The organism is Acidobacteriota bacterium, assembly GCA_016716435.1.
GTDB lineage: Bacteria > Acidobacteriota > Blastocatellia > Pyrinomonadales > Pyrinomonadaceae > OLB17.
This window is the reverse complement of sequence record JADJWI010000008.1, coordinates 805,567-826,374: the sequence shown is the minus strand read 5'-3', so window position 1 is coordinate 826,374 and position 20,808 is coordinate 805,567. Positions and strand designations below refer to the sequence as shown.

Here is a 20,808-nt window from a genome sequence, read left to right as displayed (position 1 = left end):
CCGTTAAGATTCAAGATCGAGCGAGAGCTGTTCCCATTCGGCGGTGTGGGCCCCGAGCTCGGTCTCGGTCTCGGCGATAAGGCGGACGAGTTCGGCGAGCCGGTCGGCACTTTTTGCCGTTTCGGGTTCGGACATCTCGACGGTGAGTCGGGTGTGCCGGTCCTCGCACTCGGCGATCAGCTCTTCAAGCCGGGCGACGCGTTGCTCCATCTGCCGAAGCTGATTTTTGCTAAAGCGGGACGGCTTCTTTTCCTGACCTCCGGCAACGGCCGCATCAGCGATCGCGGCTTTGACCGCATGGCCGTTCCCCGAACCGCCGTCCGAACTTGCCCCGATCGCCAATGGCTCTTCAACCTTAAGCGTGACCCCGACATTCTTGCCTTCGGCCTTCGCCGCCGTCTCTGCCCATTCGTGATACTCGGTGTAGTTTCCGGCGAAGACGTGCACGGCGTCGGCGTTGAAGGCAAGGATCTGGGTCGCGATCTTGTCGAGGAAAAAGCGGTCGTGGCTGACGGTTATGATCGTCCCGTCGTATTCGCGTAGGGCGTCTTCGAGCGCCTCGCGGGACGGAATATCGAGATGGTTCGTCGGCTCGTCGAGCACCAGAACGTTCTTTCGCGAATAGATCAGCTTGGCGAGAGCCAGCCTTCCCTTCTCGCCGCCCGAGAGGTCGCCGACGCGTTTGAAAACATCCTCGCCGACAAAAAGAAAACGGGCGAGAAACGATCGGAGAGTTCCATTATCGGCCATCGGATCGACCCGACGAAGTTCCTGGACTATCTCATTCGCCGGATGAAGATCGTCGAGATTCTGAGCGTAATAGCCGATGTCGGCTTTCGTGCCCCAGATGAACTTTCCGTCGAGTTCGCGGATCTGCCCGAGAATGGTCTTGAGAAATGTCGTTTTGCCGGTGCCGTTCGCCCCGATTATGCCAAGAGCCTCGCCGCGATGGAGCGAGAGGTTGATGTCCGAGGCTAGCACCTTATCACCGTAACCGATTGTAAGGTCCTCGGCCATCAGGACGTTGTTGCCGGTCCGTTCGACCTTTTTTAGCCCAAAGCTTCCGCCGGACTTGTCGGCGATGACCGCGTCAAGCCGTTCCATCCGTTCCAGCATATTGCGTCGCGACTTTGCCTGCTTGGTCTTTTGCCCTTCAAGGTTGCGGCGGATGAACTCTTGAGTCTTATTTATCATCGACTGCTGGTTCTCGTATTCCCGCTGCTGCTGCTCGCGGCGGAGCTCCCGCTCAACGAGAAACTTTGAGTAGTTTCCCTTATACGTAACCGCACGGCCGTTCTCGATCTCGATGATCCGGTCGGTCGTCCGGTCAAGGAAGTAACGGTCGTGGCTGATGACGACATACGCCGTTTCGTATTGCGCCAAAAAGCCCTCGAGCCATTCGACAGCGTTGACATCAAGGTGATTTGTAGGCTCATCGAGCAAGAGAATGTCCGCACCCGAGAGAAGCAGCCGGGCCATGCCAAGGCGGTTTTTCTGCCCGCCGGAGAGGATGCCCGTATCGTGCGACCACTGTTCGCGGGTAAACCCGAGGCCAAGCAAGATCGACTCGGCCCGGGCGGCATAGGTGAAGCCATCGGCCTGTTCGAAGCGGATCTGGAGGTCGGCGTAGCGGTCAAGGATCTCAGCCGAGTGGTCCGTCTCCATCTGCTTCTCAAGCTGCCGCATCTCGGCTTCGATGTCGTGGATCTCTTTGAAGGCGGAGAGTGCGGCCGTATGGACCGTCTCGCCCGCGGCGAAATCTACGTGCTGGTCAAGCAGGCCGAGTCGGAGCCCGTTGATCTTTGCGATCTCGCCAGAATCCGGCGATTCAGATCCCGTCAGCAGGCGAAAGACGGTCGTCTTCCCCGCTCCGTTTCGCCCGACAAGTCCAGCCTTTTCGCCCGGATTGATCTGGAACGAGACGCCGCGTAGTATCTCCGTGCCGCCGTAGCTCTTGGTGATGTCGCCGAATCTGAACAGCATTCTTGACTAGAAATGCCACGGGCGGACCGCATTAACTTCAAGCGATCCGCCCCGTGGCGTTATTGTGAAACGCCCCCGTGGGCGATGTTATCGATTGGCGTTTGCGTTCGCCGCGTTGGCGTTTGCAGTATTCGCCGAGCCCGAGTTCGCTGCCGCATTTGCCGGAGCGTTTGCTGCCGCGTTCGCATTCGATGGCGTATTCGCGTTTGCGTTTGCCGTGTTCGTATTGGCATCGGCCGGAGTCGCTACCGGAGCCTGGCGGGCACCGCTCAGCTCGTTGGGATTATCAACGACCTTTCGGGCCAGCAGATTCTCGATGCGTGCCTCGTTAAGTGCAATCGCCATGTACGATTGCCATAACAAATTCTTGCGTGCGTTGATAAGCAACTGCGTGATCTGCGGCCGAACCTCGGGGCTCTCAAGCGTGCGGTCCTCATCCTTCTCGACCTTACGCTGCAGCTTGATGATAAGGTAACGGCCCTCGAACGGGATCGCCTGCGGGACGATCTGGCCATTCTGCATCTGGCCCATCACGAAGGCGGCAACGCCCTGGCCAAAGACCTGCGTCATCTCTTGCTCGGTAAAATACCGCCAGTCGCCGCCGCGGGCACGTGTATCGAAGTCCTCGCTGAATTCACGAGCAAGAGTTGCAAAATCGGCACCGCTCAAGGCACGCTGGCCGACCTCTTTGGCCCGAAGTTGAGCTTCCTGGTCGGTGGTCGTCGTATCGCCCTGACCGCTGTTCGCGGGGTCGATGACGATCGCTGCGAGCTGTGCACCACGTTTGTTCTTGAACTGCTCGCGGTTGCCGTTAAAGAAGGCCTCGATCTCGCTGTCTTTCGGGGCCTCGACCTTGCCGGTTATTTTCTCCTGGAGCTTGGAGAGTGCCATTTCCTTGCGTACGTTCTGTCGCCAGCTCTCTTCGGTCTCACCGGCGGCGGTCATCTGTTTTTGAAACTCTTCGGCCGAGAGGTTGCTCGCCGTTCGGCGTTTGTTCATCTCTGCCGTAACCTCGTCCTCGGTCGGGACGGTCAGTTCCTTTTCAGCACGCTGGAACATCACTTCGGTCTGGATCAGCTGCTCAAGCACCTGAAGCCTTGCCGAAGCAAGCTCAAGCGGCGAAAGGTTGGCCTCGGCACCCTGTGCCTGTGCCTTAATGCCCTTTTCAACCTCTTCGAGCTTGATATCCTTGCCATTGACCTTAGCAGCGACCACATTTGGATCGCCGCTCGGGCCATTGGCCGTACCGGAACCACCGCATGCCGAAAGAAAAACGCCGGTGACCGCCACAACGGCGGCCAAACCTAAACGAAACTTGGAAATTTGCACTTTCGAAAGTACTCCTTTGAAATATCCTTTTTCAATCATTACTTGACTACTTAGAGACCTATCTGGTATAAAACTTGTTTTTGAGTTTTTACAAACTCTTTGCACCGCAATTTTACGGAGGCGATGATAATGGCAAAAAGATGCGACATATGCGGCAAGGGCCCGCAATTCGGAAACAACGTTTCGCACGCGAACAACAAAACGCGTCGTCGGTTCAACCCAAATCTTCAGAACGTTCGTGTTCAGATGCCGGCCGGCGGAAACGCTCGGGCGAAGGTCTGCACACGCTGCATTAAGTCTGGAAAGATCGTTAAAGCTGCTTAACTCTTTTTGAGTCTTGCTTTACCGAGAAAGTTGCCAAACGCTCAAAAGGCGTTTGGCTTTTCTTGTGTTCCCGATTAACCATTAGGATCGGAAGCTCTCCGGCCACTTCACTTACAAAGATCTAAACGAGTGCAATGCACTCGATCTCAACGCGGGCATCACGCGGCAGCCGCGCCGCCTGTACCGTCGCCCGTGCCGGTTTGTTCGTATCAAAATATCGGCCGTAAACCTCGTTCATCGCCGCAAAGTCATTCATATCCGCGAGAAAGACGGTCGTCTTGACCACGCTCTCAAGCGACGCGCCGGCAGCCTCGAGCACCGCACTCAGATTCTTGAAAACCTGCTCGGTCTGTTCGCTGACATCCTCGGAAACAAAATCTCCGGTTGCCGGATCGATCGGTATCTGGCCCGAGCAAAAGACCATTCCATTTGCAACGATCGCCTGCGAATATGGCCCGATAGCGCCGGGTGCTTTTTCTGTCGAGATCACCTTCATATCTGTCGCTCGCTTACCTCAAGCAAAAGGCGAATTTTAACAGATTAGCCACGATAAACAAAACGATGCGGGCAAGGGGATTTAGGAGGCATTCATTCTTTCCACCGCAAGTACGCCGGGGACTCCCTCGACCGAGGAGATGACGCGGTCGAGATGGCGTTTATCGAATACCTCAACCGTCACCTCGATAAGTCCCTGGTCGGATCGGGAAACGCTCGCCGAGGCATCCCGGATGCCGGTCTTGATCTCGGCGATCGCATTTGTGATGCCGGCAAGCATACCTGTGCGGTTCTCGGTCGTAACAAGAAGACGGACGGACTGGACCTCTTCTTTTTCGATCTTTGCCCATTCGACCTCGACGATCCGCTCCCGGTTGATCATCAACTGCTTTACATTCTTGCAGCGTTTGCTGTGGACGACGATGCCCTTGCCGAGCGAGATGTAGCCAATGATATCCTCGCCGCGGATCGGATTGCAGCACCTTGCACGGGTCGTAAGCAGATTATCGACGCCTTTTACGACGATCGCATCCTCGCCGAGCCCGATGAACTTTTTGACGGCCTTCATGCCTGTCTCAAGTCGCGTTTCCTTTCGCCGTTCGGGGTCGAGCTCCGCAAATTTTTCAGGCCCGAGATACTTTGCGAGGACATTCCTCGGAAGCGTCTTGCCGTAGCCGATCGAGGCTAGAAGGTCTTCGGCCCGGCCGAGGCCGTATTCATTGGCGATACGCTTCATCGCATCATCATTCCCGATGAGTTTTTTCGGTGCGACCCTAAAGCGGTCGGCTTCTTTTTCAAGCAATTTACGGCCGAGGTCGATGGACTCGGACCGCTGCTGCTCGGTGATCCAATGGCGGATGCGGTTGCGTGCCTTGGACGTAACAACGAAGGTCAGCCAGTCGCGCGAGGGTTTTGAGTTCGAAGTGGTCAGGATCTCGACCACATCGCCGTTCTGCAGCTCGGTCTTAAGCGGAACGATCCGGCTATTGATCTTCGCACCGGTGCAGGTATCGCCGACCTCGGAGTGGATCGCATAGGCGAAATCGAGCGGCGTCGCTCCGCGCGGAAGCTGAATGACCTTCCCCATCGGCGTAAAGGCATAAACGTCCTTGGGGAAAAGATCGAGCTTGAGCGACTCGATAAAATCCTCCGAATCCGGATTCTCGTTCGTCGTCTCGACCAGCGGAAGCAGAAGCTTTTCGACCGTCCGGCGGAGTTCTTCGAGGCTTTCGTCGTCCTCGGCCGAGCCGAGCCGCTTTTCCTTGTACTTCCAGTGGGCTGCAACGCCCTCCTCGGCGATCTGGTGCATCTCCTGCGTCCGGATCTGAACCTCAAAGGGTTGGCCGCCATCGCCGATCACGGACGTGTGGAGCGACTGGTAGAGGTTATCACGCGGTATGGCGATCCAATCTTTGAAGCGCTCCGGGACGGGTGTCCATGTATCGTGGATGACGCTCAGGGCGAGATAGCAATTCTTCTTCTGATTTTCGGTAATGACGCGGGCCGCGATCAGGTCATAGACCTGTTCGATGGCGATCTTTTGCTTCTTGAGCTTTTTCCAGAGCGAAAAAAGACGTTTCACACGGCCTTCGACCTTGATGTACGGCACGTCATTCACTTTAAGGCGTTCCTCAATGGTCGAGGTGATGCGGGAAAGTGCGGCCTCGAGGTCGGGGCGGCGGATCTCTACTTCCTTAGAAAGCCGCTCGTATTCGACCGGATAAAGATTCTGGAAAGAAAGGTCTTCGAGCTCGCCTCGGATCTTACCCATTCCGAGCCGATGGGCGATCGGGGCGTAGATATCAAGCGTTTCCTGGGCGATGCGGGCTCGCTTCTCGGGCTTGAGGAACTGCATCGTCCGCATGTTATGCAGGCGGTCTGCCAACTTGATCAGCACGACCCGGACGTCCGTCACCATCGCGAGGACCATCTTGCGAACGTTCTCGGCCTGCTGCTTCTCTTTCGAGAGATTGCTGATCTGTGCGATCTTTGTCAGGCCATCAACGAGCGAGGTGATCTCGTCGCCAAAATAGCTGCGAATGGTGTCAAGGTCGACGAGAGTATCCTCGACGACATCGTGGAGCAGGCCGGTCGCGACGCTGGTCTCATCGAGCCGGAGATCGGCGAGGATATTGGCAACTGCAAGCGGGTGAACCAGATAAGGCTCGCCGGAGGCACGGGTTTGGCCTTTATGATGAAGCGCAGAGAAAAGATAAGCCCGCCGGATCAGATCGATATTCGAGCTCGGGCGGTTGTGCTCTACCTTTTCAATGACGTCATCGATGCGGATCATAAGAAAACCCTTACAACCATTCTATAGCTACAATGCGTGTTTATACCAGAGATGATCGGCCCGGCGACTGATAAGAAAAGAGGCCGGCCAAGCGGCCAGCCTCTGTAATGTAAAACTGAAGGAGAACTATTTCCCCGCGTTCGCATTCGCGTTTTCAGCATCACGTTCGACAGCCAGGCGACGGTCCTTTTCTGTCTGGAAGGCCTTATTCAACTGCGAAAGCTCATTAAATCGTGCCCGGGCCGCATCGGTTTCGGTTCGAAGCCGGGCGGCATCTTCAGTACGTTCTTCCATTTCGGCAAGGCGAGCTGCCTGGTTAAGCATTGCGGCTTTGTAAGAGCGGGCAGATTCGAAGATCTTGACCAACTCGTGCTTTGAATTTAGCTCCGCAGCCGAAAGCGCTGTCAGGTCGAGGTTCTTGGCTGCCTCGACGTCCGGCGGCTCAAGCCCGGAAGCCTTGTCTGCGAACTCGGTACCACGAGCAACGCATTGCTTTAGGCGTTCAAGGTCCTCCGGTTTTTCAGGCTTGACGAAAAGGAATACATCCTGACCGTCACGCTTACCGGGCTTCTTCGTGGCCTCCGTATCCGTGATCTCGTTGGCGCAGGTATTCTCGCGAGCGGCGAGCGAGGTCAAAGCCTCGGCCCGGTTCTCAGCTCGGATGCCTTCATTGTTGGCACGTTCCGTAACCCATGCACGCCATTCATTTTGCAACTCGGGCGTATCAAGAAGACTCGCAACTGCTTTGTAAGCACTCTGCTCGTTAGGATCGTTCTGAAGGGCCTTCTTGTACTCAGCTATCGCCTGCTCTGCTAACGGCCGTTCAGTTCGATTACCGATGTACCTCGAGTGAAGCGTTCGGGCAAGGAAGAGTTGGGCGATCTTGCCTTCTTCCGTCTTCCCTTCGGGGTCGCGAGCTGCGGCCTGGCGGAAGAGGCTTTCAGCCTCAGCGAACTTCCGTTCCTTATAAGCCGTCGAGCCGTCAACCACGTCCTTACGAGAAAGGATCCGACTATATGCCTCGCAACCGGTTGAAACAGCGACCAGCGCGCCTAAGAATACAATTACCCCTAAACGAGAAAAACTCATTCTAGACTCCATATAAAAAGTACCGCCCCGCAGCTCTATGCCTTTTGCATTGCGGGGCGGTGTTACGTTTATTCTGCTGTAAGATCGTCGATCTGCAATCCGACCGGTTCGGACCCGGCCAACTTGACCGCGTCAATGACCTTTACGACATCGCCGTACCGAACAAGTGTCGGTGCTTTGATGAATACGGTCTTTTCGATCTCGTTGCTGTCCTCACGCCGGACGTTATTCGTTTCTCTTTCGGCAAAAATCGCCTTAAGCCGCTCCGTGAGCCGTTCCGGTTCATCGACCGTGCCAAACGCTTCATTGTTGAGCAGGATCTCGCGGGACGTCCGCCTGATCGCGACAACAAGTGTAAGCGGGTTCGGCTTGACCTCCTGATTCTGCTGATTCTTCGGTTCCGCCGGAACCTTGGCCTCAAACCGGCTCGGCTTGAGCGGCGTGATGACCATGAAGATGATGAGCAGAACGAGCAGAACGTCGATCAGCGGAGTTACGTTAATGTTTGGTGTGGCTCCGTCTTTCGAACCACCGGATGACATTCCCATTTTTGTTCTCCTTGCGGCGTAATATTTGCACCGCCGCGAATAAGACTAGCTCCCTTCGCTGCCTTCACCGCCTTTCTTGCGGTCAGCGACCAGGCCGATCTTATCGATATCCTGCTTGCGGATGACATCGATCGCCTGAACGACCGTTCCATAATCAACCTCAATACCGGCCTTGATATAAACGATGCGCTTATCGGGAGCTTTGTCCCGCATCATCGTCTGGATCTTTTCCGCCAAATTCTCGAGCGGAAACGGGTCCTTGCCGACATAGAAGTTGCTGTTGTCCGGGATCGTGATAACGACCGAAGTATCTTTCGTTATCTCGGCGTCCTCGACCGGAGTGGCCATATCCTTCGGAAGATTGACGGCGACACCCTCGTTGAGCAGCGGTGTGACGATCATGAAGATGATCAGCAGCACCAGCATGACGTCCACCATTGGGGTCACGTTGATCTCCGAATTGAGTTCATCGGTTCCACCGACTTTTGCACCCATTGCTTAATTCTCCGAACTTTGCTCTTGGCCGCCTCTTTTAACGAGGCGGCCGCTTAACTAAAACCACTAGCCGTGCAGACGCTTGGTGCGCTGGCGGATGAAGTAGTCAACGAGTTCCGAAGCCGAGTTTTCCATTTCGACGCTGAAGCTCGTCACCTTGTTGGTGAAGTAGTTGAACATCCAAACGGCCGGAACTGCCACACCGATACCGAAGGCCGTAGCGACAAGGGCCTCTGCGATAGCGCCGCCGACCGCTGCGATACCGGCCGTTTCGGCCTGAGCGAGTGCAACGAACGCCGAGATGATGCCGACGACCGTTCCGAAGAGGCCGACGAACGGTGCGGTCGAACCGACCGTTGCGAGGCCCGAAAGGCCGCGCTTGAGTTCGGCGGTCTTGACGGCGATCGCCCGCTCAAGGGCACGCTTCGAAGCTTCCATCTGGTCAGCGGTGATCTCTTCATTGCCAAGGTGAGCACTGAACTCTTTGAGGCCGCTTGAAACGACCATCGCGAGGTGCGAATCCTTGTGCTTGTCGCTGATGTTGATCGCTTCGTCGATATTGCTGTTCTTCAAAGCCTGAGCGACCTTCGGGGCATATGCCCGCGACTGCTGCTTTGCTTTGTTGTAGGTGAGCCAGCGTTCGATGCCGACGGCAATAAGATAAACTGACTGGACGAGCAGCACGAAAATAACTACCCAACCCGGGATCGTCAAACTCTTGACGATGTCATATATGCCGAAACTCATTTGGCCGGCGAAGAAAAGCAGAGCGGCTGAGAAGTCGCTACCCAGCAGGCTTGCGATTAAAGTCATTGTTTTTCCTCCAAAGAAAATCGTGAATGTCTAAGATTGCAGATCTTGTTATTGTCTTCGAGCCGAACGCAAGCAGAAACGGCCGGCCCGAAGATCCTTGTTTAAGGTTATGGTGCGACAAAGTTATAGGTGATGATACCCCTGCACCTTGACCGGCTGCCCGGAAAGCATCGTCGGGCTAAACTTCGCTCCGCGAGCGGCACCAGCGGCGGCCTGACGAAGAAGCGGATGACCGCTAACGGCGCTTGCCGAGATCACATTACCACTTTCATCGATGACCACCTGAACCTGAACGGGACCCGAGGCTCGAACAGCACGGGCTGCCGGCGGATACGCCGGCTTCGGAAGGCTGCGCGCCTTACCGTTAAGAACACCGCCCGAGATCGGCTTTGCTGGTGGCGGCGGCTTCGGCGGCGGGGGCGGCGGCGGTCCACCTCGTTCTTCATTTCCTCCTCCACCCGGACGGCCGCTGTCGCTTCCGGTTCCCTGCGTGTTCACAGGACCCTTGTAGTCCGGCGGAAGCGGGTTCGTTGCCGTGTAGTTCCGGTCGCCCTGGATCGTAAGACGATTCGGGTCACGCGGCGGAATTTCGTTTCGCGTCGTGCTGACCTTATCCGGCGGTTTCGGCGGAGTTTCGGTCATGCTCGCGATGATCTCCTTGCGGATATCAACGTTCGGGTCTTTCTGTGCGTCTTTCGGCTTTTCCTCCGGTTCCGGCTTCGGCGGTTCTTCGACCACCGGCGGAGCTACCAGAGTCTGGAGCGAAAGTTCGTCGCCTCCCATTCCATAATCCTTCGCGAAGAGGCTGTAAACCCACGAGCTAAGCAATACCGTTGAAAGTATCACGAAGGTCGTGAGCAGCAGTCCGCTCTTGCGCCGATTCTCTTGGGAATGGCTGGCTGATTCTACTAATTGGTCTAACATCCTGGGTCCTCCCTTTCTTTCCGGTGCCAAACTTTGAGGTCAGGGGGTAAATCGATCACTCAACGACTTCGATGTAAAAACAGCTAAATCGCGTTGTAAACGAACCTGATAACTCGGGTGCGCCCAACAAGGCTCCCGAGCCCGTTCTCCGAATACTAAAGATCTTTCTCACTAAGTGCGGGGCAAACTGGAACTCTGCCGGCCACAATCAACGAAAATCCGCGAGCCTTTCCAATTCATTGAATGAAAGGACGCAAACGAAGAACGAATAAATTGACCAGCAACAGGCAAAGTCTAATTTTTCGACTCCCGAAAGTCAAGGTAAAATCGCGAATTTTCCGTAAGCGAAACTAATTCTTTACAAAAACTTAATAACCAAAACCTTTACCGGGCTCTCCGCGGACAGCTACCGAGTCACCGGCCTACGCGCTACCGAACGGCGCGAGGCGGAGGCGAGCTTTTCGCCGCTCGTTTTGTCCGGGGTCACGTCCTTCATCTCGGCCCGGCCGATCTTGCTCTGCCACCAGAGGGCGATCGGGCTGGCGATGGCGATGGTCGAATAAGTACCGACTATCGAGCCAACGAGAAGTGCAAGCGAGAAGGTCCGGAGCACCTCGCCACCGAAAAGCACGAGAGCGAGAACGGCGAGGAACGTCAACCCGTTGGTGACGATCGTTCGCGACATCGTTTGGTTGATCGATTGATTCGTCAGCTTATAGACCGAATCGGTCCGATTTAGGTTCATGTTCTCGCGGATGCGGTCAAAGATGACGATAGAGTCATTGACCGAGAAACCGACGAGCGTAAGCATCGCGGCGAGCACCGTGAGGCTGACCTCCCATTGAAAGACCGTAAAGAATGCCAGTGTTACGAGAACGTCGTGGAACACCGCGATAACGGCACCGGCCGCATAGGTCCAGTCGTAACGAAACGCAATGAAAAGCAGAATCCCGACCATGCCGAGCAACGTTGCAATGACCGCGGCGTCGCGGAGCTGTTCGCCGGCAACGGGCCCGACCGAATCGGTTCCGACGATCTTGTACGCGGCCGCAGCGTCCTGCTCAAGGCTCTGTTCCGGGGCTGCTTCCTTGCCAAAAGTATCCAGGGCCCTCTTTACCTGCGCCCGGCCGATCTCGACCTGCGTTCCGCCGGCGGTTGTGCCTGCCTGGGTGTTCGCATTGGCGTTCGCTTCCGGAGCGGGTGGCGGGGCGGCGGCCTCCTGGCCTTCGATGATCGGTATCTTGATCAGCTTTTCGTCCGGTTTGTCGGTCGAATCCTGAATTACCGCTTCGCCGATGCCAACGCTGTTGAGAGCACTTCGGACCGCATCGGCGGTCGGCTTTTCGCGAAACTTCACGGTCAGGACCGTTCCGCCCTGAAAATCAACACCAAGGTTGAACGCGCTAGAGCCGCCGTCGGTCAATTGCCGGCCAGCAGCAGAGATCAAACCCGCAAGCAAGATCGCGATCGAGATAAAGACGAAGGGCTTGCGAAGGCCCATCCAGTCAACTTTTAGTTCAGTAAAAAATTGAAACATTTAAAGATGTTCTCTGGCCCGGCAGCGTACTCGTCGCACGCCGCCGGACACTTGGTCAAATACTCAAAGACTTCGGTTCCGGGTTGCGGCTCAAGAGCCATCCGAAGATGGTCCGCGAAACGAATACTGCCGTAAACAGGTTGATAAGCAACGCCAAAATGAGCGTCACGGCAAATCCACGGATCGGGCCCGAGCCGTAAAGATATAGAATGAGCGAAGAAATGATCGTCGTGACGTTCGAATCAACGATGGTGATGAACGCCCGGTCAAATCCGTTCCAGATGGCCTTTGAAACCGGAACTCCGGCCCGCAGCTCTTCACGAATTCGCTCAAAAACAAGCACGTTCGCATCGACAGCCATGCCGATGCCAAGGATAAAGCCTGCAATGCCCGGAAGGGTCAAGGTTGCCCCAAACATTACTAAGGCAGCTCCGGTAAGAAGCATATTCAGAACCAGTGCAACAAGGGCGTTTACTCCGGATGCCCTGTAATAAAAGAGCATGAACAGAATGATAAACGCCAGGCCGCCTAATGAGGCCCGAACGCCTGCCGCGATCGAATCGGCACCGAGGCTCGGCCCGACAGTTCGCTCTTCAAGGTATTCGATCTTAGCCGGTAGTGCACCGGAGCGAAGTGTTAAAGCAAGGTCCTCGGCGGTCGTCTTTGTAAACTGCCCGGAAATTTCGCCCTGATCAAATATCTGCGAGCGAATGTAGGCGGCCGATTTCACCTCGTCGTTAAGAACAACGGCCATGTAGTTTCCGATGTTGCGGCCTGTCCATTCGCCGAACTTTTGGGCACCGGCCGGCTTGAATGAGAACGAGATCTGGTAATCGCCTTCGTTGCCAGTCCGCGACACGGCCGAGGCATCGCGAAGCTCGCTGCCGTCCACGACCGGCGGATATTCAACGACCACAAAACTTGGCGGCGGCTGAGCCCCATCAGCTCCGGGCAGCGCATCACGCTCGGCATACGGCAAGATCTGGCGGTTCGGGGGCAATGCTCCACCAACCGACTGGAGAGCGGCCTCGCGAGACGGATATGTTTGGACAGGCGACGGGTTCGGCGGGCTGACGATCTTCATCAGCATCAGGTTCGAATCCGCACCGATCAGTTTCTTAACACGTTCGGGGTCTTCGACGCCCGGCATTTGTAAGAGGATCTGTGCCGAAGCTTCGGCACCGTGCCGCTGAAGGGTCGGCTCCTTAACACCAAATGCGTTGATACGGCTCTCAATGATCCTCAGTGCCTGTTCGACGGCCTGATTCTTGAGGTTCGTCTGGACGGTCGAGGGCAACGACCAGGTAACGGCAGTTGCAGAAACGTCCTCAGACCAATTGAAGAAATCGACCTTCTTCTTGACCTCTTCGGCGACGGCTGCTCCCTGGGCATCAGGCCCGAGGTTTAGCGTTATCTCGTAAGTCCCGTCCGCGGCAACAACATTGCTGCCGGCCACCGGAAGCTTTGCGTCCTGAGCGGCGGTAAGTGCGGCCTGGGCGTTATTCTCGGTCAGGGTCTTGAGGTAATCGTCCGTCTTGACACGCATTACGAGATGCGTACCGCCCTTTAGGTCAAGGCCGAGGCTGATATTCTGTTCAAGATTTGCCTTGATGCCTGTCCAAGTAAAGTCGGCTCCCGTCGGGGTGCGACGCGGGCCAAAGACGAAGTAGATCCCTGCCAGGGTCACGGCAAGGATGATCAGAGTCCGTACTTTCAAACTCTTGGTGTTCATATTATTCCGATATTGCTTGCTCGTCCGAAGTCAGCCTCGGGCTCAAGGTCCCGATTACGGCTTTTTGCCGACGACGGCAGTCTTTCCGATCTCGATCAGCGTTTTTCCGCGCTTAATATAACGAAACTCGTTTCGCGAACCTCTTTGATCTTTCCGATCACACCGCCATTGGTCACGACCTCGTCATTGATCTTGAGGCCGGCGATCATCTCCGAAAGCTGCTGTCTCTGCCGCTTTTGCGGAAGGATGATCAGAAAATAGAAGATCGCGAAGATCAATACAAACGGAAGAAGGAATCCGAAGCCGCCTAAGAATCCGCCGTCCTGAAAAAAGAGTAATAGGTTCATTGCGTGTTCCGACCAGAAAGTAAAAGATTCATATTATATAGTAGCCCTTTGATTATCAAACGTCGGGAGCGGCATTCTCAGCAAATCCGGCAAGCTGCGCCTGTTTGAAGGCCAAGTAACGCCCCTCGCGGATCGCTTCCCTCGCCCCCCGCATCAGATCAAGATAGAACGCAAGGTTGTGGTGCGAGATCATCGTCGCGGCCGTCATTTCGCCCGCCTGATAGAGATGGCGAAGATATGCCCGCGAGTAACGACGGCAGACGGAGCAGCCGCAACGGTCATCAAGCGGAGCTTCATCGAGGGCAAATTTCGCATTGCGGATGTTTATCTTTCCCCGCGAGGTGAAGACGCCGCCGGTCCTGCCGTTTCGCGTCGGCATTACGCAATCGAACATATCCACGCCATGGCCGACGGCTTCGAGCAGATCCTCGGGCGTGCCGACGCCCATCAGGTAACGCGGAGCATTCTCGGGCATTTGGTGCGCGATGTGGTCAAGCACGCCGTACATTACCGGCTTTGCCTCCCCGACACTCAAGCCGCCAATCGCATAGCCGTCAAAGCCGATGGCGACGGTGCGTTCAAGGCTCTCGCTGCGAAGGTCGTGGTGGCCCGCTCCCTGGATGATGCCGAAAAGTACTTGTCTGCCGGCAAGTCCGTCGGCCGTAAGTCGGCCTGCATCTTCGCCCGATTCTTGCAATTCAAAGAACCGCTTCTTCGAACGCTCGCCCCAGCGGAGTGTTAGATCCATACTCTCGCGGGTCTTTTCGTGGCCGGCGTCCCCGGGCGGGCATTCGTCAAATGCCATCACGATCTCAGCCCCGAGCGCAGCCTGTATCTCCATCGAAACCTCGGGCGAGATGAATTGCCGGCTTCCGTCGAGATGCGAGCGAAATTCGACGCCTGCCTCGGTCAGCTTTCTGAGATCGGTAAGCGAGAAAACCTGGAAACCGCCGGAGTCTGTTAGGAGCGAACGCTTCCATGTGGTGAATTTGTGAAGCCCGCCGAGCTTTCGTATCGCATCCGGCCCGGGCCGAAGGAAAAGATGATAGGTATTGCCGAGAATGATGCGGGCGTCGAGCTCGTCCTCAAGCCACTCGAACCGCACGCCCTTGACCGAGCCCTGCGTGCCGACCGGCATAAATACCGGCGTTTCGATGACTGAGCGACGTGTGCGAAGCGTCCCCGCTCGCGCCCGGCCATCGGTCGCCTCGACGGTCCACTCAATGGCCTTTTCCGAACCGCCGCTCATGGCTTCTCACCGATCAGCGGCCAGATGACAGGGGCACCAACGGCCGACTCCGAAAGCACCGTGCCGTCTTCGCCGATCAAAACCGCTGCCGGAGCGCCATGGAGCCCGAACTCGACCGCCGTTTTGTAGTCTTTATCAATGAGCACAGGCGACTTCAGTCCCCACTCGGCGAGCTCAGCGGGATCGCCATCGGCGAGGACGATGAACTGCGGCCGATGCCCGTTTGCTTCGGCTTCGCGTTTCTTGATGTCCTTGACAACGTCTTGGCAGTAAGTACAGGTCAGCGTCAGAAGAAATACGAGGCTTCGTTTGCCGATGAGGTCGGCCTTTCGGACGTCGTTGCCGCTGATGTCTTTCAACGCGAATTCGGGTATCTGCTTCCCGATCTTCGGTTCACGCGTTTTGACAAAATTTGAACGGAAGTAAATATGTTGGCGGCTGAGATCGGCCTTGCGTAGCTTGTCGATAAGTTCGCGGATCGCCTGGTCGCCGGCGGCCGTGTGGCTGGCGATGTTCCCGTTCGCATCGACGAATATGGCGGTCGGCGTCCATTTGGCATAGACCTCGTTGGCGAGTTCCCTTTCCTTCTGCAGTAACAGCCGGATGTCCGAGCCTTCGGCAAACTTGTCGGCGTTCTCGGCAACACTTCCCCGGCTTATGTAAACGAAGCGAAGCCGGCCGGCGAACTCACGTTCCCATTCGCGAAACTCGGGAAACAATGCCTTACAAGGGTTGCAATCCGGGCCGATGAACATAAAAAGCATCGGGCCGCCCTCGGCGAAAAGATGGTCGAAGGTGAAGACCTTTCCGTTGATGTCCGGGAGTTTGAAGTCCGGAAAAGGCGAACCGATGGCGAGGCCGTCAGCCGGATCGCCGGCTTCGTTGCGTTCGAGCAAGGGCTCGCCGCCGGAGAGAAGCTCAAGCGTCTCGACGCGCCGGATGATCTTTTCCTGATTTGCGATGATCTGCTTGGCGTATCCGGCGATCGCCGCGGCTGCGCAGAAAAGTGCGGCAAAGATCGCAACGACAAAATACTCGTGGGCCGTAATCGCAACCGCCGGCCCTTGGGAACCGCGGCCTGCGATGACGAGAAGCACAGCCGGAACAATGAAACCGGCATTACGGACGAGGCTCCAAATGCTGACCGGTTCGCTGTGCAATTGCCCAAAGCAGTGGCAATCCGGAGCATTCCCCTTTGCAATCTGATACGCCATTCCCCCGGTGAATATAGCAAGGAGCAGCGTTGCACCGATCGCCGCAAACCACGAAACGCTCGGGAACAGCAGACAAAAAGCGACCGTAAGCTCCGCGAGCGCAAGCCCAAGCGATGCAGCGGGTGCGGAGCTTTCGGGCACGCCGAAATCTGCCATTGCCTTCTTGGCACCGGCTCGGTCCTGCAGTTTACCGACCGCCGCGAGCGCAAAAATGGCGGCGAGCAGAACACGCAATATCAGCAACATCTCATCGCTCATTTCGGTTTTGTCTTGTGCCTCTCTTTGATCTTTAGCGGCGTCGCGTAAAACCCGAACGCCTCGCGAAGCCGGTTCTCGACGTACCGCAGATAAGAAAAGTGCATTCCGCCTTTGCCTCCGCCGGTCGTGAACAAAATGAATGTCGGCGGGCGGACACCGCCTTGGGTAATATATTGTACCTTGAGGCGCGAAACACCGCCCTTGACCGGTGCGGGCGTCCCGCCGCTCCGCGGCTGCGATATGTTTTCTTCAAAGAATTTGTTGAGCCGCCCGGTCGATATACGGAGATTTCGTGCCTCATTCGCCTCGATCGCGATCTCAAGCACGCGGCTCACCCGCTGGCCCGTCAAGGCAGAGATCGGCACGATCGGCGCCCAATCGAGAAACTTCATATGCCGCCGCACCTCGCGTTCATATTCGTAGATGGTGTTCGTTTCTTTCTCTTCGACCGCGTCCCATTTATTGAGCGCGATGATCACCGAACAACCCGAATCGACCGCGAGTCCGGCAATGTTTGCGTCAAGGTTCGTTACGCCTTCTTCGGCGTCGATAAGCAAGACCGCAACATCGGCGCGTTCGAGAGCTTTTTTTGCCATTATCACCGACATTTTCTCGGCCATTTCGGTCGTCTTGCCGCGGCGGCGGATGCCGGCAGTATCTACGAGAACAAACTTGGTTCCTTCAAACTCGACTGCAGTATCCACGGTATCCCGCGTGGTTCCGGCGATCGGCGACACGATCGCCCGCTCCTCGCCGAGCAATTTATTGAGCAGCGAAGACTTGCCGACGTTCGGGCGGCCGACTATCGCCAGCCGTATCTCTTCGGGCCGATGATCCTCGGCCTCTTCGTCGAAGGTCAAAACGCTGGTTACGCCGTCGAGTAGATCACCGATCGAAGTGCCGTGTTCGGCCGAGACGGGAAACATCTCAAAGCCGAACTGATAGAACTCGCCCGCCTCTTCGGTCGCTTTTTTCGATTCGGCCTTATTGGCGGCGATGAAGATCGGCTTTCCGAGATTTCTCAGCAATACCGAGATCTCTTCGTCGAGCGGCGTAATGCCGGCACGCGAATCGACGACCCAGATCACGGCCTCGGCTTGATCGATGGCAAAACCTGCCTGTTTGAAGATGTTCGCGGGAATTATCGCTTCATCGTCGGGGACGATGCCGCCCGTATCGACAAGCTCAAAACGCTTCTGCGACCACTCGACCTCGCCGTAAATACGGTCACGGGTGATGCCCGGCTCGTCGCCAACGATCGAGCGCCGCGAACCGACCAGCCGGTTAAAGAGCGTCGATTTGCCGACATTCGGCCGGCCGATGATAGCTACGAGCGGTAGTGCCATTCTTCTCCATCAGACCGGTTCGAGTTGCTTCCTCTTGAGATTCACACGAACCCGTCCGGTGTGGTAAATTGCTTACGGTCAAACAAATAAGCAAACACTATTCATACAATTTGCCTCCCACAGTTGGCAACACGGAGTTATCGAAATGCAAAAGAACAACACCTCAGGACCTTCACATAAAACGCTGATCTCCGGCGGGCTTTGCCTCGCAGCACTTTTGTTCGTAATGGGCTGCGGCTCGCTCGAGCGCTTTACCGGAAGCTCAAATACTGCGGAGGCACCGGCGAACACGACCACTCCCAGCACCGAAACGAATACTGCCGAGACAGCTACGCAAACGGCAACGCTCGGAAATTGTGCAAATGATTATTATCCGATCAACAGCGGTGCGGAGAACTACAAGGTCACCGGTGCCGCTCCGGGCAGCTACACTCTGACCCAGAAGCTGAACGACCCGAATTCGTTCAGCGAGACGCGGGCTTTTGATTCGGGTGTGAATGTTACGACCAACTGGATCTGCGATGCAGACGGCCTTCGTAACGCGCAGTACGGCAACAATATCTCGGTCGAGAATGCTGCGTTTGACATGGAAACACTTGAGAGCAAAGGCCTGACGATACCGCGTGAGCTTTCGGTCGGCAAGGCCTGGGACGCGACCTACAAGGTCCGCGTCAAGGGACAAGCCGGCGGGATGAACATCGGCTCGGACGGCGACGTCGTCGTTCGAAACAAGGTCGTTTCGCTCAACGATAAGATCACAGCCGGCGGCAAGGAATTCGAGGCCGCGAAGGTCGATACCGAGATCACGATCAACCTGACCATGGGAGGCCAAAAAGTACCCGGAATGACCATCAAAGGCACGAACTGGTTCGCGAAGGGCGTAGGGCTGGTCAAGCAGGAAGTCCGCTCGCCCTATGGAGCACAAGGCGTTGAGCTGACCGAAGCCAATTGATCACTCAGCCTTAGCAAATTCGTAAGTAACGTGAATATCTAGCCGGCCCGGATGCACTTCGGGCCGGATCGCTTTTGCGACCATCCTCATTTTCGAATCACCCTGAAGCGGCAAAAGGAACGAGAGCTTATCGAGGCTGATCATCTCGATCGGGTTGATCTTTCGGTCGATCGAGCTTTGTACGAGCCGGGCGATAACGCTTCCGCCGACCCCGCCCGTTCCATTTAGATTAACATTGGTCACGCGAGCACGTGCCACGAGCCGCTGGCCGGGTTCGTCAAACTCGAGGTCGAGGTTCGTTTCGGCAAGCCCGGCGAACTGCACGCAGCCGACAAGCGGCGGATTATATCCACCCGAAAATGCAAGCGGTGCTGAGATACGGCCATCGCGGAAAAGGACTGCCGTCCGGACGCCGGAATTGTCACGGCGGAGCGTTATGGATTCTCGACAGGCTGGTGCGGGGTTAGGCTTCGGAAGAAACGAGCTCGGGTATGAAATGGTGAGGGCCGACCACGGTTCATTGGCAAGCGGGCCGGGTTTCGCGTTGTTTCCGGCGATCGAAAATTCCGGCGGAGCCGCGTGGGCGAAGACCGAATCGATGACAGTCTCAAAAAACTGCTCGCCGAGCGAGATGGTGATTTCAGTCCGCTGGCCGTGGCCTACGACTGAAAGAGCAAGCATCAATACCGATAGAAATCCCAAAGCCCGTAAGTTTTTCATATCCATTGTCCTCACTTTGAACCCTTTCTGAGACGCAAAAAGCGGGCGATGCGTTGTTCGGTTAGATGCCTGCCCGGACTATATCGTGAAGCCGTAGCATTCCCGTGCATTCGCCCTCTGCATTCACGACCGGAAGTACGGAGATCTGCGACGGCCGTTCCTCCATCACCTTTAGCGCTTCAAAGGCGAGCATTTCGTCGGTTGCTGTCGTTGGCGAGCGGGTCATCATCTGCTCGGCCGTCAGCGATGAGAACTCGGCCGGATCGGTCCGCTCAATTGTGCGGCGAAGATCGCCATCGGTGATGATACCAATAAGTTCCGAGCCATCGACGACATTTACCGCACCAAGAGAGCCATCCGAGATCGCCTTCACGACCGAGAGCCAACCATCGGCCGGGGACACGTTCGGGCTCGGGTGCATAAGGTCGCGGACACGGAGCGTCAACCGCTTGCCGAGCCGCCCGGCGGGATGATTCGCCGCAAAGTCTTCGGCGGTCAGTCCTTTCGCCTCCATAACAGTCATCGCTAGTGCGTCGCCGAGCGAAAGAGCGACGGTCGTAGATGTTGTCGGGGCGAGATTGAGCGGGCAAGCCTCGCGGTCAACGCTTGCGTCGAGCGCGACGTCGGATTCGAGGGCAAGTGTCGATGCGAGATTGCCGACGATGGCTATGATCGGAACTTGCCGCGATTTCAGCGTCGGCAGAATCGCGATGATCTCGTCCGTCTCGCCGGAGTTGCTGAGTGCGATGATCACGTCACCACTCGTCACTACGCCGAGGCTACCGTGGAGTGCGTCCGAGGGGTGAAGATAGACCGCGACGGTACCAGTCGAGGTCATTGTCTGGGCGATCTTCTGGGCAATGACGCCCGACTTCCCGACGCCGAGTACGACGACCTTGCCTTCACAGCCTACAAGCAATCCGACAGCTTTATCCGCGTCCGCCGCCGTCAAACGGCCCGCCGCCCGCTCGACCGCACCGGCCTCGATCAACAGCAATTCGCGGATCTTTGTATGATTCTCTGCCACGAGGGGAAGTTTGCGGAATCCCAGTGACTTTTTCAAGCCTACACATTCCAATGCAACTGATATATCATCACGCCCCTGACGAACCGCTGTTCAAATCTCACGACCGACGCGGGCAATGCAAAACGGCCGCGGT

19 protein-coding genes are annotated in these 20,808 nt (G+C 56.4%); 2 read left to right on the top strand and 17 right to left on the bottom strand.

Annotated features, from left to right (window positions below):
* Positions 1 to 3: 3 nt before the first annotated feature.
* Entirely contained in the window at positions 4 to 1,983 is a 1,980-nt protein-coding gene (locus IPM21_15750) for an ABC-F family ATP-binding cassette domain-containing protein (GenBank protein ID MBK9165328.1), read from the bottom strand.
* Positions 1,984 to 2,070: 87 nt separating this feature from the next.
* Positions 2,071 to 3,351, bottom strand: a complete 1,281-nt coding sequence (locus IPM21_15745; protein MBK9165327.1) for a SurA N-terminal domain-containing protein — start codon at positions 3,349 to 3,351, stop codon at positions 2,071 to 2,073.
* Between the two features lie 90 nt (positions 3,352 to 3,441).
* On the opposite strand from IPM21_15745, the gene IPM21_15740 reads away from it, so the two are divergent.
* A complete protein-coding gene (locus IPM21_15740; GenBank protein ID MBK9165326.1) occupies positions 3,442 to 3,636 on the top strand; it encodes a 50S ribosomal protein L28 in 195 nt (64 codons plus the stop codon).
* 121 nt (positions 3,637 to 3,757) lie between these two features.
* Here the strand turns inward: IPM21_15740 and IPM21_15735 are convergent, their stop codons facing one another.
* The 13 genes from IPM21_15735 to der form a co-directional block, all read right to left on the bottom strand.
* On the bottom strand, positions 3,758 to 4,132 hold the full coding sequence (locus tag IPM21_15735) for a RidA family protein (GenBank protein MBK9165325.1): 375 nt from the start codon (positions 4,130 to 4,132) through the stop codon (positions 3,758 to 3,760).
* 81 nt (positions 4,133 to 4,213) lie between these two features.
* Complete coding sequence (locus IPM21_15730; GenBank protein ID MBK9165324.1) at positions 4,214 to 6,424, bottom strand: bifunctional (p)ppGpp synthetase/guanosine-3',5'-bis(diphosphate) 3'-pyrophosphohydrolase; 2,211 nt, start codon at positions 6,422 to 6,424, stop codon at positions 4,214 to 4,216.
* 126 nt (positions 6,425 to 6,550) lie between these two features.
* Entirely contained in the window at positions 6,551 to 7,513 is a 963-nt protein-coding gene (locus tag IPM21_15725) for a hypothetical protein (protein MBK9165323.1), read from the bottom strand.
* Positions 7,514 to 7,581: 68 nt separating this feature from the next.
* A complete protein-coding gene (locus tag IPM21_15720) occupies positions 7,582 to 8,055 on the bottom strand; it encodes a biopolymer transporter ExbD (protein ID MBK9165322.1) in 474 nt (157 codons plus the stop codon).
* Positions 8,056 to 8,106: 51 nt separating this feature from the next.
* Positions 8,107 to 8,556 (bottom strand): biopolymer transporter ExbD, encoded by a 450-nt coding sequence (locus tag IPM21_15715; protein MBK9165321.1) that lies wholly within the window; start codon positions 8,554 to 8,556, stop codon positions 8,107 to 8,109.
* A 66-nt stretch (positions 8,557 to 8,622) separates the two neighbouring features.
* Positions 8,623 to 9,369: a MotA/TolQ/ExbB proton channel family protein gene (locus IPM21_15710; protein ID MBK9165320.1), complete on the bottom strand. Its 747-nt coding sequence runs from the start codon at positions 9,367 to 9,369 to the stop codon at positions 8,623 to 8,625.
* A 123-nt stretch (positions 9,370 to 9,492) separates the two neighbouring features.
* Positions 9,493 to 10,293 (bottom strand): TonB family protein, encoded by an 801-nt coding sequence (locus IPM21_15705; protein MBK9165319.1) that lies wholly within the window; start codon positions 10,291 to 10,293, stop codon positions 9,493 to 9,495.
* A gap of 406 nt (positions 10,294 to 10,699) precedes the next feature.
* Complete coding sequence (secF, locus tag IPM21_15700; protein ID MBK9165318.1) at positions 10,700 to 11,830, bottom strand: protein translocase subunit SecF; 1,131 nt, start codon at positions 11,828 to 11,830, stop codon at positions 10,700 to 10,702.
* A 55-nt stretch (positions 11,831 to 11,885) separates the two neighbouring features.
* Entirely contained in the window at positions 11,886 to 13,562 is a 1,677-nt protein-coding gene (secD, locus tag IPM21_15695; protein MBK9165317.1) for a protein translocase subunit SecD, read from the bottom strand.
* Positions 13,563 to 13,657: 95 nt separating this feature from the next.
* Positions 13,658 to 13,909, bottom strand: a complete 252-nt coding sequence (yajC, locus tag IPM21_15690) for a preprotein translocase subunit YajC (GenBank protein MBK9165316.1) — start codon at positions 13,907 to 13,909, stop codon at positions 13,658 to 13,660.
* Between the two features lie 55 nt (positions 13,910 to 13,964).
* Positions 13,965 to 15,158, bottom strand: coding sequence for a tRNA guanosine(34) transglycosylase Tgt (gene tgt / locus IPM21_15685; GenBank protein MBK9165315.1), 1,194 nt, complete (start codon positions 15,156 to 15,158; stop codon positions 13,965 to 13,967).
* Positions 15,155 to 16,630, bottom strand: coding sequence for a redoxin domain-containing protein (locus IPM21_15680; GenBank protein MBK9165314.1), 1,476 nt, complete (start codon positions 16,628 to 16,630; stop codon positions 15,155 to 15,157). Before IPM21_15680 ends, tgt begins: the two co-directional genes overlap by 4 nt.
* A complete protein-coding gene (gene der / locus IPM21_15675) occupies positions 16,627 to 17,976 on the bottom strand; it encodes a ribosome biogenesis GTPase Der (protein ID MBK9165313.1) in 1,350 nt (449 codons plus the stop codon). Before der ends, IPM21_15680 begins: the two co-directional genes overlap by 4 nt.
* A 145-nt stretch (positions 17,977 to 18,121) precedes the next feature.
* On the opposite strand from der, the gene IPM21_15670 reads away from it, so the two are divergent.
* Complete coding sequence (locus IPM21_15670) at positions 18,122 to 18,928, top strand: hypothetical protein (protein ID MBK9165312.1); 807 nt, start codon at positions 18,122 to 18,124, stop codon at positions 18,926 to 18,928.
* Here IPM21_15670 and IPM21_15665 read toward each other — a convergent pair whose 3' ends face one another.
* Together IPM21_15665 and IPM21_15660 are read right to left on the bottom strand one after the other, a co-directional pair.
* Positions 18,929 to 19,648: a hypothetical protein gene (locus tag IPM21_15665; GenBank protein MBK9165311.1), complete on the bottom strand. Its 720-nt coding sequence runs from the start codon at positions 19,646 to 19,648 to the stop codon at positions 18,929 to 18,931.
* A 61-nt stretch (positions 19,649 to 19,709) separates the two neighbouring features.
* Positions 19,710 to 20,699, bottom strand: a complete 990-nt coding sequence (locus tag IPM21_15660; GenBank protein MBK9165310.1) for a KpsF/GutQ family sugar-phosphate isomerase — start codon at positions 20,697 to 20,699, stop codon at positions 19,710 to 19,712.
* Positions 20,700 to 20,808: the final 109 nt, after the last annotated feature.